The sequence below is a fragment of the Janthinobacterium sp. PAMC25594 genome (assembly GCF_019443505.1).
Taxonomy (GTDB): Bacteria; Pseudomonadota; Gammaproteobacteria; order Burkholderiales; family Burkholderiaceae_D; genus Janthinobacterium.
This window is the reverse complement of sequence record NZ_CP080377.1, coordinates 1,475,953-1,489,687: the sequence shown is the minus strand read 5'-3', so window position 1 is coordinate 1,489,687 and position 13,735 is coordinate 1,475,953. Positions and strand designations below refer to the sequence as shown.

At 63.0% G+C, this 13,735-nt stretch carries 10 protein-coding genes; 4 read left to right on the top strand and 6 right to left on the bottom strand.

Features of this window, described 5'->3' with window-relative positions; all coding sequences use genetic code 11:
* Positions 1-27: 27 nt before the first annotated feature.
* The 3 genes from malE to KY494_RS06555 all read right to left on the bottom strand — a co-directional run bounded on the left by malE (position 28) and on the right by KY494_RS06555 (position 4,165).
* On the bottom strand, positions 28-1,248 hold the full coding sequence (gene malE / locus KY494_RS06565; protein ID WP_219890351.1) for a maltose/maltodextrin ABC transporter substrate-binding protein MalE: 1,221 nt from the start codon (positions 1,246-1,248) through the stop codon (positions 28-30).
* Positions 1,249-1,357: 109 nt separating this feature from the next.
* Complete coding sequence (locus KY494_RS06560) at positions 1,358-2,443, bottom strand: ABC transporter ATP-binding protein (protein WP_219890350.1); 1,086 nt, start codon at positions 2,441-2,443, stop codon at positions 1,358-1,360.
* An 84-nt stretch (positions 2,444-2,527) separates the two neighbouring features.
* Positions 2,528-4,165 carry an alpha-amylase family glycosyl hydrolase gene (locus KY494_RS06555; RefSeq protein WP_219890349.1) on the bottom strand — a complete coding sequence of 546 codons (1,638 nt, stop codon included), beginning with the start codon at positions 4,163-4,165 and terminating at the stop codon, positions 2,528-2,530.
* A gap of 324 nt (positions 4,166-4,489) precedes the next feature.
* Between KY494_RS06555 and KY494_RS06550 the strand changes: the two genes are divergently transcribed.
* Positions 4,490-5,164: a hypothetical protein gene (locus tag KY494_RS06550; protein WP_219890348.1), complete on the top strand. Its 675-nt coding sequence runs from the start codon at positions 4,490-4,492 to the stop codon at positions 5,162-5,164.
* Between the two features lie 44 nt (positions 5,165-5,208).
* On the opposite strand, the gene KY494_RS06545 is transcribed toward KY494_RS06550, so the two are convergent.
* From KY494_RS06545 to KY494_RS06535, 3 genes are all read right to left on the bottom strand, one after another.
* Positions 5,209-6,219 carry a substrate-binding domain-containing protein gene (locus KY494_RS06545; RefSeq protein WP_219890347.1) on the bottom strand — a complete coding sequence of 337 codons (1,011 nt, stop codon included), beginning with the start codon at positions 6,217-6,219 and terminating at the stop codon, positions 5,209-5,211.
* Between the two features lie 291 nt (positions 6,220-6,510).
* Positions 6,511-7,731: a carbohydrate porin gene (locus KY494_RS06540; protein WP_219890346.1), complete on the bottom strand. Its 1,221-nt coding sequence runs from the start codon at positions 7,729-7,731 to the stop codon at positions 6,511-6,513.
* A gap of 231 nt (positions 7,732-7,962) precedes the next feature.
* Positions 7,963-9,528, bottom strand: coding sequence for an MFS transporter (locus tag KY494_RS06535; protein WP_219890345.1), 1,566 nt, complete (start codon positions 9,526-9,528; stop codon positions 7,963-7,965).
* Between the two features lie 107 nt (positions 9,529-9,635).
* Between KY494_RS06535 and KY494_RS06530 the strand changes: the two genes are divergently transcribed.
* The 3 genes from KY494_RS06530 to KY494_RS06520 all read left to right on the top strand — a co-directional run bounded on the left by KY494_RS06530 (position 9,636) and on the right by KY494_RS06520 (position 13,716).
* A complete protein-coding gene (locus tag KY494_RS06530) occupies positions 9,636-10,550 on the top strand; it encodes a LysR family transcriptional regulator (protein WP_219890344.1) in 915 nt (304 codons plus the stop codon).
* A gap of 310 nt (positions 10,551-10,860) precedes the next feature.
* Entirely contained in the window at positions 10,861-11,976 is a 1,116-nt protein-coding gene (locus KY494_RS06525) for a patatin-like phospholipase family protein (RefSeq protein ID WP_375143460.1), read from the top strand.
* A 93-nt stretch (positions 11,977-12,069) separates the two neighbouring features.
* Positions 12,070-13,716, top strand: coding sequence for a methyl-accepting chemotaxis protein (locus KY494_RS06520; protein ID WP_219890343.1), 1,647 nt, complete (start codon positions 12,070-12,072; stop codon positions 13,714-13,716).
* The last annotated feature ends 19 nt before the right edge of the window (positions 13,717-13,735 follow it).

Below are 13,735 nucleotides of genomic sequence, written 5' to 3'. Positions count from 1 at the left end.
CCGACCTACGCTCAAACAAAATAGGGCTTAATTGGCGGTCGTAATCCGCTTCGCCGCCGCATCCAGGCCATCCTTGGTCGTCTGGCGGCCTTGCGTGATGTTTTCCAGCGCCGATTGCATCGACGACCAGAAGCGGCCCATTTCCGGGTTGTTCGGCATCGGGCGGCCCGCTTGGGCGCTTTCCATCGTCGCCTGGATGTTCGGGTTGGTTTTCAATTCCGCGAACAGCACTTTATTAGCTGGCGTGCCCAGCGGGACGTCGGCGTTGATGGTTTTCAGGCCATTGAGCTGCAGCATCTGGTTTTCCAGGAATTCCGTCGCCAGGTCCTTGTTCGGGCTGGCTTTCGAAATCATCGCACCGAGCACGCCCACGAATGGGGTGGCCGTCTTGCCTGCTACGGTCGGAATCGTTGCCACGCCGTAATTGATCTTCGATTTGCGCGCATTGTCCCACGACCATGGGCCGTTGATCATCATGGCGATCTTGCCCTGGTTGAAGCCCGCTTCCATCTCCGCATAGCCGGCGCCCTTCGGCATGGCGCCGCTGTTGATCAGGGTCATCAGCGCATTCACGCCCGCCTGCGAACCGGCATTGTTGACGCCCGTCTTGGCTGCATCGTAGCGGCCGTCGCTCTTGACTTCAAACGGGAAGCCGCCGCCCGCGCCCAGCAAAGGCCACGTGAAATAGGTATTCGTGTAATCCCACAGGATGGCTTTCTTGCCTTGTGCGGAGAGTTTCTTGTCCAGCGCGGCGATTTCCTCGAAGGTTTTTGGCGGATTCGGCACCAGGTCCTTGTTGTAGACGAGGGCGACGGCTTCGATGGAGATCGGGTAGCCCCAGGTCTTGCCGCCCACGGTAAAGGCGTTCCATGCCAGCGGCAGGATGGCGGCGCGCGCTTCCTTGCTTGGCGTCACTGGTTGCAGCAGGCCGGCGTCGATCCAGCCGCCGATGCGGTCATGCGGCCAGATCCAGATGTCCGGGCCCTTGCCGGCGGCCGCCGCCTGCTGGAATTTGTTCGGCGCATCTTCCGGGTGCTCGACGACGACCTTGATGCCCGTCTTCTTGGTGAATTCCTCGCCGACCTTGGCCAGGCCCTTGTAGCCCTTGTCGCCATTGATCCAGATCAAGAGGGTGCCTGCTTCGGCCGCGTTTGCCATGCTGACGGCGGCCAGGTTGCCGATGCCGGCCAGGGCGGCGGCGATCAGCGTGGTTTTGATGAAGCTGCGTTTCGGGTGCGTGAAGGACATGTCAATCTCCAGTATCTTTTTTTATGCTAAGTTTATGTTGAGTATCAAGGCTGAAACGATGCAACCGGGCCAGGCGGCGCCTGTAGCGCCTGGCCCCTTAATTCGGGTGTCAGGTCCGGGTCTGGCCGTGCTCGTCGAACACGTGGACGCGGGCGGGCGCCACCTGCAGCGCCACGGACTGGCCAATCGCCCAGTCCGTATCGGCATCGGCGCGCACCACCAGCGGCTCGTCGCCGCCCGGTACCTGCACATACAGATAGCTGATGTCGCCCAGTTTTTCCACCGCCTGCACGCTGGCCGTGATGGCGGCAGTGGCGCCGGGCGCGCACGCCTGCACGTGTTCGGGGCGGGCGCCGATGGTGACGGGGGTGCCGCTGGCCAATGGCTGCGTCAACGCCGCCTGCAGCATGCCACCCGCGTTGGTGGCGATGGTGGCCACGCCGTCCACATAGCTGTGGATCTTGCCTTTGAGGAAGTTCATACGGGGCGAACCGAGGAAGCCGGCCACGAACAGATTGGCTGGATGATGGTACAGCTCAAGCGGTGCGCCCACCTGTTCGATGCGGCCCGCGTTGAGCACGACGATGCGGTCGGCCAGGGTCATCGCTTCCACCTGGTCATGCGTGACGTAGATCATGGTCGAGCGCAATTCGCGGTGCAGATTCGCCAGTTCGATGCGCATCTGCACGCGCAGCGAGGCGTCCAGGTTCGACAGCGGTTCGTCGAACAGGAAGACGTCGGGTTTACGCACGATGGCGCGGCCGATGGCCACGCGCTGGCGCTGGCCGCCCGACAAGTCTTTCGGTTTGCGTTCCAGTAAAGGTTCGATGCGCAGGATTTGCGCGGCGCGCTGCACGGCGTCGGCGATTTGCACCTTGCTCATGCCAGCTAACTTGAGGCCAAACGCCATGTTTTGCGCCACGCTCATGTGCGGGTACAGGGCATAGCTCTGGAATACCATGGCGATGCCCCGTTTTGCGGGCGGCACGTCGTTCATGCGCGTCTTGCCGATGAACAAGTCGCCGCCGCTGATTTCTTCCAGGCCGCAGATACTGCGCAGCAAGGTGGATTTGCCGCAACCCGACGGCCCCACGAAGACCATGAATTCGCCATCGGCGATCTCCAGGTCGATGCCGTGCAGGGTTTGCACGTCGCCATATGCCTTCTTCAGCCCTGCTAATTTCAGTCCTGCCATGTCGTCCTCACTGTGTCAATCCGTCCCCGCTGATGCGCGGGGCTCGTTATTGTAATTGGCGGCATGGCCGCCAAAGGATACTGTTTAAGCGTGCGTGCCGAACCAGCCGCCATGCGGTGGCAGGCTGATCTGCTGGCCATCTTTGCTACCCGGCAAGCCGTGACCGGCCAGGTCGGTCGCTGCTGCGGCGGCCGGCAAGTCAAACGTGACCGTTTCGGTGCCCAGGTTGAAGGCGGCCAGCACGGACGGGTGTCCCGGCAAGTCGCGGCGCAGGGCCAGCACGGGTTCCGGCGCATCGAAGAAGACGATATCGCCGCGCAGCAATTGCGGCAAGGTGCGGCGCCAGGCAAGGATATTTTGCGCAAAGCGCAGCGGCGAGGCGGCATCGTTTTCTTCGAGGTCGACCGCGCGCGCCAAATGTTCGGGCGGCACGGGCAACCACGGCGTGGTAGTGCTGAAGCCGCCATGCGGCGCGTCAGCCACCCACGGCATCGGCGTGCGGCAGCCGTCGCGGCCCTTGAACTGCGGCCAGAACGGGATGCCATATGGGTCTTGCAGCGCTTCGAAAGGAATGTCCGCTTCCGTCAGGGCCAGCTCGTCGCCCTGGTACAGGCACGGCGTGCCTTTCAGCGCCGCTTGCACGGCCAGCACCACCTTGGCCAGCGATGGCGACGGGTTTTCGCCGCCCCAGCGCGTCATGACGCGCACGCTGTCGTGGTTGCCCACGGACCAGGAAGCCCAGCCGTCGGCCACTTGCGCTTCGAACTCTTCCACTTGCGTGCGGATGTGCGCGGCGGAAAACTCCGCCGTCAGCAAGTTGAAACTGTAAGCCATGTGCAGCTTGTCGGCGCCCGTGTAGGCGGCCATGGTGGCCAGCGCATTGTCGTCGCCCACTTCGCCGATGGAAATGGCCTGGTATTCATCGAGTATGGCGCGCACGCGCTGCAGGTAGGCGATGTTTTCCGGCTGCGTCTTGTCGTACACGTGCGCTTGCATGCCGTACGGGTTGATGGCCGACACGCTGCTGGCGTCGCGCTGGGCGGCCGGCGGATTATCGCGCAGCAACTGGTCGTGATACGGAAAGTTGCAGGAATCGAAGCGGAAGCCATCGACGCCGCGTTCCAGCCAGAAGCGCAGGTTGTCCAGCTGGGCCTGCTGCACGGCCGGGTTATGGAAATTCAGGTCGGGCTGGCTGGCGAGGAAATCGTGCAGGAAGTACTGGCCGCGGCGCGGTTCCCATTGCCAGGCGGAACCGCCGAACACGGACAGCCAGTTGTTGGGCGCCGTGCCATCCGGTTTCTGGTCGGCCCATACATACCAGTCGGCCTTGGCATTGTCGCGGCTGGAGCGGCTTTCCACGAACCACGGGTGGACGTCGGACGAGTGCGACAGCACCTGGTCGATCATTACTTTCAGGCCCAGTTCATGGGCGCGCGCCACCAGGCGGTCGAAATCGGCCAGGGTACCGAACATGGGGTCGACGTCGCAGAAATCGGCCACGTCGTAGCCGAAGTCTTTCATTGGCGACGTGAAGAAGGGCGAGATCCAGACGATGTCGGCACCCAGGGCGGCGATGTAATCGAGCTTGGAGGTGATGCCGGGCAAGTCGCCGATGCCGTCGCCATTGCTGTCGAGGAAGCTGCGTGGATAGACCTGGTAGATGACGGCGCTGCGCCACCAGTCGGCGGGCAGGTTGGCGAGATTGTTCTGGATGGTCGGCATGAATGATTTCTTAAAAGTTGCCTGTAGCCTCGGCTATCAGGGCGGCGCTGCTGGTTGGTAGGCGAACGTCTTATTTTAAAATTCAAAGCGCTTTGGGTATGAAATGAGTATAGTTCAAAGCGCTTTGAAAAGTAAAGCGATACCGTGTGCCGAAACCGTGAAATTTTTTCGAGGCTGCGGCCCGGCGCCGTGGCGCTTGCACTGTCCCTGTTTTCCAGCGCCTGTTCGGGTGGAACAGTTGCATAATGGCTGCATCGTCGTGCGTCGAGGAAGCCTGCTCTGGCCCTGCGCAAGGCGAAGACACAAGGGTTGCGCTTTCCACCGATGAAAATTCTTTACCGCCAAGCATTACTCTATCGTTTCATCGGGATATTTTTCCTGCTGTTCATACTTGGCGCGCATGCGGCCAGGGCCGATGTGGTTGCCAACGGGCATGCCGTCACCGTCAGCGGCCGCATCGGATTGGAAGAGTATGAAAAGTTATCTGAAGTTCTTGCAACTGAGAAAATTTCCAAGGTCGTCTTCAAGAATTCAGGCGGCGGTTCATTTTCCTGGGGGCTCAGGATCGGGAAATTAATTGCAGAAAAAAAAATAACAACGGTTGCCGAAGGCATTTGCGCATCGGCATGCGCAATCGCATTCATGGGCGGCGAGGTGAGGGAATTTTCTTCCGAACAGCCCGATTCGGCCCTGATGTTTCATCCTGGATTTGAGCCAGGGAGCCAGGTGCCGGCCCTGGAGACCAAGGTGATCTTGCTTGCATGGCTGGAAGCGAGGACCGGGCAGCCTTCGCCAGCTGATTTTTCGGCGGCGATGAACAGGATTACAAAACGCAAAGGCGGCGTGTATGTTCTCTCGCCCACCCATGGCCTGGCTTTGCAAAAAGGAGTTTCCGTCCTGTTCTGCGAGGGGAGTGAAGACAAGGTCAGCCAATGTGCGGGACAGGCCGCGGCAAGCGCGCAGCAGATGCAGATTATCTCGCCAAGCCAGGCCCGCTGAGGCGCACGCCGTCCACGCTGCTCAAGGGTGGCGGCGCAGGGGCATCAGGCGGCTACCGGCCCGGCCGACTCGCCCGGCAACAGTTCGCACGGCCACAGTTCCTGCAGATCTGCGACGGGCGTGCCATCCATCAGGGCCAGCAGCATGTGGATCATCTTCGCGCCGGCGCCGCGCGGGTCGGGCTGGACGACGGTGGTGACGTTGTGGCCGGCCAGGGAATCTTCCATCACGCCCCAGACGATCAGCGACATCTCGCTGCCGATGGCGATGCCCGCGTCGAGCAGGGCGCGCACCGCACCCACGCCCGACATGTGATTGTCGACGATGACGGCGGTGGGGCGGGGCGAGCGGGCCAGCAGGCGCTGCATGGCCTGGTAGCCGGCGCGGCGGTCGTGCGCATTGTCGACCAGGTTGTCCGGATCGATGGCCAGGCCGCCCGCCTGCATGGCGTGCTGGAAACTCTCGACGCGCTGGCGCACGAAGTTCAGGTCCGGCGTGGCGCTGATCAGGCCGATGCGCTGGTGGCCCAGCTGCGCCAGGCGTTCGACGGCCAGGCGCATGCCCGCCTCGTTGTCGTAGTCGAACCACGCGTGCGGCTGGTTCAGCTGCGTGCGGCCATGCGCGACAAACGGCATGCCCTGCTGCGCCAGGTAGGCGATGCGCTCGTCGTACGGTTTCGTGCGTCCGACCACCAGCCCATCGATGCGACGGCCCTTGACCATGCGTTGATACGTGTGGAATTCATTGGTGGCCGACGCTGGCGCGATCATCATGTCCATCTGCTGCGCTTCCAGCGCTTCCGACATGCCGCCCACGATGTCGATGAACATGGGGTCGGCCAGGTCGTTCGGCATCAGCGGGTAGATGATGCCGACGATATTCGTGCGTCCCACGGCCAGGCTGCGCGCCATGGGATTGGGACGGTAGCCGGCCGCCTGCGCGGCGGCCAGCACCCGCTCGCGCGTGCGTTCGCTCACTTCCGGATAGCCATTCAAGGCGCGGCTGACGGTGGTTTCGGATATTCCTAGCGTTTTGGCGAGATTTTTGAGGTTCATGGATGCTGCGTCTGGGGTGGATCGGGAGCGATGCAGGGTAGTTTATCTGATAAATGCCGGAATGATCAGGGGGATGACCTGCGGCGGCAGCGCCCAAAAAAATACGCGGGCAAACCCAGGGGCGCCCGCGCTAAAAGAGGATACTGCTGAATCACTACAGTGAAGCTGCCGGCCATCGCGTGCAGCGGCGAAATGGTGGGTCCGGATATTCCTTGCCCCTGAAAAAGCGGGCGGTGTTGCTGCCTGTGGCAAGTGTCCATGGACGCTTACCAAAGTTCTAGAGTCCCGCGCTTACCACCACGACTCGACCTGGAAACCCAGCGAACTGCCGTTGGTCTTGCCACCGAACACGCCCGTCGACGACAGCGCGGTTTCCGCCGCGGCGGCCGATTGGGCGGCCTTGTTCCATTTGGCGTAGGTGTAGAAGGCGCGCAGCACGGGGCGCGACCAGAAGCTGTTGCCGGCCGACAGTTGCGGCGCGAAGGTCAGCTTGGTCAGGTTGCGGCTCTCGCCGCCTTCCGGCTTGACGATGTCGTGGCCCAGTTCCACGGCCAGGCTGTAGTTGTCCGTGAAGTGGTAGACGGGACGCGCGCCGATCGAGGTCCACTTGCTGCTCACGCCCGCCGTTTCCTTGTCTTCGTAGACGAAGGTGCCCATGCCCGACCAGGCGCCTTTGGGCTGAATCATGATTTGTTCCGTCAGGCGCACGACCTTGTCATCCTTGTTGGCGCCCAGGTTGAAGCCGCCCGTGTTGGCGGCGCTGCCTTTACCATATTGCAATGCCACCTTGTTGAAGCCGCCCAGCAGGTTGCCCTGCGTATGCATGATGGTCAGCAGGTGGCCGCTGGCGATGGGGGCCGCGCCTTGCGCGTTGCGTTTCTGATTGAATTGCAGGCCCAGCGTCAGTTCGCCATCCGGGTTGACCTTGATGCCGGAGAAGCGCAGGTCGTGGGACAGGCCCATGCGCTTGCTGTCGCCGTCATCGGCCGTGCGCACGACGGCGTAGGCCAGCTTGGCGGCGCCCAGGTCGATGTTTTCCAGGCCGGCGCCGGGGCCGCTGTTATTCCAGAAGTAGTAATCGGTGATGTGCACGTCCTGGCGGTCGTAGTAGCGCTTGCCGACCCAGGCGCGCGCTTCGGCGAAGGCGCCCGTACCGATCTTGTCGGCCACCACGTTCATTTCGCGCCACGACGGGTCCGATTGTTCCCAGTCCTGATTCTGGTTGACGGAAAACGCCACCAGGGTATTGATGCGGAAGGTGGTGCCGTTGGCTGCCTTGAAGGCTTCGCCGCCGAATTTCAGCTCGCCGTAGGTTTCGCACTCATTGCCCAGACGATACTTGGACGAGGCGCCGGCCAGGCCGAAACAGGCTTCCTTGCCGCCTTCGCTGCTGGTGCCGAAGCCCGAGCGGATGTAGCCGCCGAAGTCGATCGGCAGGGCGGCCTGGGCAGCCGAAGCGCTCAAGGCCAACGCCACGGCGGCAGGCAAAGTTTTCAAGAAATGTTTGTTCATTGCGTCTCCAGTGTTTTTATAGGTGTGGGATCGGCGTGCATCAATTTGCACAACCAAAGCGCTTTAACTATGTTTCAAAGCGCTTTGAGTATAGTTCAAAGCGCTTTGATGAGTAAACTAGTTTTATTCTTTGAATTCTTCTTAAACTTTTGAGGTGTTGCGGAGAAACATCAAAGGCGGGCGGCGGCGCATTGGCGCCGCCGTGTACGGAAGAGAAACTACGATGGTGAATTATTGCTGTGCCTTGCAGGCGGGCAGGGCGGCCGTGTCTGTTGCGGCAGTGGCAGGATGACGCAGGAATGCCAGGATCAGCAGGGCCGAGGCCGTCGTAATGCTGGCCAGCACATACAGCAAGTGGCGGAAGGCCATGCCGTACGCTTGCGCCAGTTCGGTCGCGCCCACTTGGGGCAGCAGGCTAGCCGCATGGCGCAGCTCGCCCAGCGCCAGGAAGGGGCCCGCGTGCGCCGCCTGTTGCGCGCCGATGCCGGCAAGGCCGGCGCGGCCCAGCGCCGCCACAGTGAACGTGCCCAGCAGCGCGCTGACGATGGCCAGCGCCAGGCCTTCGCCCGCCACGCGCGTCGTGTTGAAGATGCCGGCGGCCATGCCGGCCCGCTCGACGGGCACGACGCTGATGGCCAGGCCATCCATCAAGCCCCAGGGCAGGCTGATGCCGCAGCCGATCAGCAGCAGCGGCCCCAGCAAACTGGCGGGCGACTGGCCCGGCGCGCAGGTCGACAGCCACAGCAGGCCGCCCGCCGCCAGCAGCAGGCCGCTGGCGCAAATGTGCGCGGCGGCGATGCGCTGCGCCGCCATGCCGGCCAGGACAGGCAGTACCAGCATGGGCGCCGACAGGGCGATCATCATGCGTCCCGCGTCGAAGGCGCCATAACCCTCGATGCCGATGAAGCGGGCCGGCAGCAGCACCAGCAGCACGACGAAGGAGAACGCGGGCGCGGCGGCCAGCAGTTGCACGCCGGCAAAGGCTGGCAGGCGAAACAGGGTCAAGTCCAGCATGGGCCGCGCGGCGCGCCGCTCCACGCGGATGAACGCGACCAGCAGCAGGGCCGCGCCACTGAACAGCCCCACGCTGGCCGCGCTGCCCCAGCCACTGTCGGGCGCTTGCAGCAAGCCATACGTAAACAGCGACAGCGCGCCCGTAAACGTCAGGGCGCCGGGCCAATCGACGCCCTGCGCCTGCGGATCGCGCGATTCGCGCATGGCGCGCGCGGCGGCCAGCAGGGCGGCCAGGCCGGCCACGGCCGTGGCGATGAAGATGGCGCGCCAGCCCGTGTGCGTGATCAAGGTGCCGGCCAGGAAGGGACCGAAAGCCAGGCCCACGCCGAAGGCCGTGCCGATCAGGCTGAAGGCGCGCGCGCGGGCCGGGCCGTCGAATTCCTGCGCCAGCGCCGCCAGTCCGCTCGACAGGGCCATGGCGCAGCCGAGGCCCTGGACGGCGCGCAGCACGTCGAGCCACACAATGCCTGGCGCGGCTGACAGTGCCAGCGCGGCGGCGGAAAACACGCCCATGCCCAGCAAGAACACGCGCTTGCGGCCGTAGCGGTCGGCCAGCGCGCCGGCCACCATCAGGCAGCCGCCAAAGCTGAGCATGAAGGCATTCGTGATCCACGCCAGCGCCAGCGGCGTGCCGTGCAGGTCGGCGGCGATGGCGGGAATGGCGATGGCCGGTCCCGTAAAACTGAGCGGCATGCATAGCGCGGCCAGGCAGACGGCGGCCAGCACCAGCATACGCCGTGCAGTCGCTTGGTCCGGGGCATGCGCGGGAAGATTCGTATCCATGGGAGTGATTCCAGAAAGAGGGAATCTGATGATAATATGGACGCAATCCATGAAAAAATGGCTGAAAATCCACTCATAACGGATAAATATTCCCTAATAAAGAAGATATGGATAATCTGAACGGCATTGCCGCCTTCGTGCGCGCGGCGGAAACCTCCAGTTATGTGGCGGCCGGGCGCTTGCTCGGCGTGTCAGCCTCGGCCGTGGGCAAGAGCGTGGCGCGGCTGGAAGAAAAGCTGGGCGTGCGCTTGCTCAACCGTAGCACGCGGCGCATCAGCCTGAGCAACGAGGGCGCGCTGTTTTACGAGCGCTGCCAGCGCATCCTGGCCGACCTCGGCGATGCCGAGGCGGAACTGTCGCACCTGGCCGAGGCGCCGCGTGGCAAGCTGCGCGTCAGCTTGCCCGTGATCGGCTACCGCATCATCCTGCCCTTGCTGGCGGACTTTACGCGCAAGTACCCGGAGATCGAGCTCGACCTCGATTTCAATGACCGGCTGGTCGACGTGGTGGCCGAAGGCATCGACGTGGCCATGCGCAGCGGCACCTTGACGGATTCGCGGCTGATGGCGCGCGAACTGGGGCCGTTCGCGTTTGCCATCGTGGGTTCTCCCGCGTACTTCGCCCGCCATGGCGTGCCGGCCACGCCGCGCGCGCTGGAAGAACATGCGTGCGTGCGCTATAAATTCCCCACCACGGGCAAGTTGCAGGAATGGGCGCTGCAGCGCGCCGAGGGCGACAGCGGCGGCGAATTGCGCTTGCCGACTGCCTTGACCTGCAACAATATCGAAGCCTTGATCGGCGCCGCCACGCAGGGCGTGGGCCTCGCGTATTTGCCTGATTTTATCGTGCGCGATGCCATCGGACGGGGCGAACTGCAAGCCGTGCTGGGCGACTACTTGCTGCACGCGAGCAAGTTCTGGGTGCTGTGGCCATCAAGCCGCCATCTGTCACCGAAAATCCGCGTCTTTGTTGACCATCTGTGTACCCACCTGCATTTTTCAGCCCCACCTCCCATCCCCTGAACGGTCTGGCAGCCGCCATGGCGGCCAGTTGAGGAATATTCCTACCCAAAAGAGATTTTTCCTAACATTGCAGAATATTTATTTGCTGCGATGCGTCACGCCACGCCGCGTGCCGTCAACTTATACCCTTTCTGAATACCTATCATGCGTTAATTAAATTGCCATAAGGAATTTATTTATGTTAATTTAATATCTGTTTCGGCAATATTGCAATAGTTTCCAGTTGCTGGAACATGGGCATGAATCAGCGTAGTAAGCGTGTAGTAACCAACAATTAGGGCGTGAGCCCGGTTCCGTTCAGGGAGTGTGCATGAAGACAGTAAGCACGATGCCGCCACATCCGGCACCAGCCGCGACACCCGCCCGCAAGACGGGCCTGCTGCTTGGTGGCGGTGCACCAAATTCCACCTTGATCGCGGGCGCGCTGGCCGCGTTTCTCGACGAAGGCATTGAATTCGATGTCATTTCGGCCTCGGGCGCCGGTGTGCTGATGGGTTTGCTTTACACGACGCCACACGAAGCCACGCCGCGCCAAGCGCTGCAAAGCTGGGCCGACACGGGCGTGGCCGACAGCATCTACAAGATGATTCCGATCAATTACAAGGTGTTCCAGAAGCCGGGCATGCATGCGAGCACTTTTCGCGACGCTTTCCAGCCGCCGGCCAACAATCCTTTTTTTCAGGCGTTCCAGCAAACGTTTGCGGGCGTGCCCACGGCCTGGTCGGACTGGGGCAAGCTGATGGTGTCATCGCTGTCGCCATCGGACCTGTCGGCGAAAAGCCTGGGCCTGTGCGCGCACTTGCCCTTCCTGGAAAAAGCCGTGGATTTCTCGGGCGTGGCGCGCATGCGTCCCGATTTCTACATCAATGCCTACAACCTCAGCGAGCACCGCATGCAAATCTGGGGCAAGCACGAGATCGCACCGATCCACGTGCGCGCGGCCCTGTCGTTTCCCTTCCTGTATGCGCCCACCACCATCGATGGCGACGACTACATCGAAGGCGCGGCGCTCGACACGCTCAATTTCGACCCGTTTATCGAAGGCAAGGGCGAGCATCATGACGCGGACACCCTCGTCATCCTCGACATCCTCGGCGATGAGCGCCTGCTGCGCAAGCCGCGCAACCTGTACGACGCCTGGGTGCGCTCCATCATCACGCCGCTGGTGAAGATTTCCAAGAGCGAGCTGCGCCTGTTTGAACTCGAACACAACACGGACAGAAGCACGGGCCAGCCCAAGCGGCGCCTGCTGAAACTCGACCTGATGGGCGGCATCCCGGAGCAGCACTGGCCCGACACCCTGGACTGGTCCAGCTCGAACATGCAGTTGCTGTTCGACGTGGGCCACAAGGCGGGCCTGGCATTTTGCCGCCAGCATGGCGACTTGCTGCGCCGCACGCCTGACGCTGCCCCGCTGGCGGCCTAAGCTCGCGCCGTTTGCAACCGGTCTCCGGCCACCTGATCGGCAGCTACTCATCCCGCCTGGCCCTACCAGGCTGCTTTTTTGACTGTGAACACCATGAATATCACCAAGCAATTAATCCTGACCCTCACCATCGCCTTGCTGGCCCTGCTATTGCTGGGCGCCGGCGGCGCCATCCAGCTGCAGCGCGCCCAGGAACGTTTTGACACCGTGCAAAACCGCATCATCCCCAGTATCCAGGGCTTGAATGCGGCCAAGGGTTTCCTGGCCGATTCGCGTCTGGCCGGCTACCGCCTGTCCGTATTCTCGAACCTGACCGACAAGACGGCGCTGGACAAGGCCGTGGCCGAGGCCAACACGAATTTCGACAAGGTCATCGCCACCTACCGCGCCGAGCGCCTGTACGACGCGACGGACAGCAAGATGCTCGACGCCGACCAGGCCGCCATGGAAGCGTACCGCCGCGCGCTGGTGCCATTCTTTGCCGCCGCCTACGCGGGCGACATGGATGGCGTGCGCGCCACCTTGCTGGCCGGCACGCCGCTGGCCATCACGGCCGCCGCCGCGAAAAAAAGCATGGATGACCATATCGCCTACAACAACAAACTGGTCGACGATGTAAAAGCGGAAAGCCTGGCCGCCTACGACACGGCGTTCAACACCATGCTGGCCGTGCTCGGTGTGGCCGTGCTGCTGACGGGCGCCCTGGCCTGGCATATCTACCGCACCATCAGCGGCGGCCTGGGCAATATCGAACACACCTTGGAACGCGTCAGCGCCTCGCTGGACCTGTCCGCCGCCATGCCCGTGGAGCGCATGGATGAAGTGGGCCGCACGGCCACCGCCTTCAATAACTTCCTGGAACGCATCGTCGACGTGATCGCTACCGTGCGCACCTCGGCCGATACGGTCAGCGTGGCGGCCGCGCAGATTTCCGCCGGCAATGCGGACTTGTCCGTGCGCACCGAGCAGCAGGCGTCGTCGCTGGAAGAAACCGCTTCCAGCCTGGAAGAGCTGACCTCGGCCGTGCGCCAGAACACGGACAATGCGCGCCAGGCGAATACCTTGGCCGTGTCCGCTTCGGACGTGGCCCGCAAGGGCGGCGCCGTGGTGGCGCAAGTGGTGGGCACGATGGGGTCCATCAATGAGTCGGCGAAGAAGATCGCCGACATTATCGGCGTGATCGACGGCATTGCCTTCCAAACCAACATTTTGGCGCTGAATGCGGCCGTGGAAGCGGCGCGCGCGGGCGAGCAGGGCCGTGGCTTCGCCGTGGTCGCCACCGAGGTGCGCAACCTGGCGCAGCGCTCGGCGGCGGCCGCCAAGGAAATCAAGGGCTTGATCGAGGATTCCGTGGATAAAGTCAACACGGGCAGCGTGCTGGTCGACCAGGCGGGCGCGACCATGGAAGAAATCGTCGCCAGCATTCGCCGCGTGACGGACATCATGGGCGACATCGCCAACGCCAGCCACGAGCAAAGCGCCGGCATCGAGCAGGTGAACCAGGCCATTTCGCAGATGGACCAGGTGACCCAGCAAAACGCGGCCCTGGTGGAAGAGGCGGCCGCCGCCGCATCCTCGCTGCAAGAGCGCGCCGTGGAACTGGTCGACGTGGTGGCCGTATTCCGCCTGCGTGGCGACGCCCAGGGGAAAGCGCTGAAAGTGGCGGGCGGCTTGCCGACCCCGATTTCAAGCGCCGCCAGCCGCCGCCTGGCGCTGCCAGGCCGCAGCGCCCGCGGTTAAACCTTGTGACTGCCCCGGT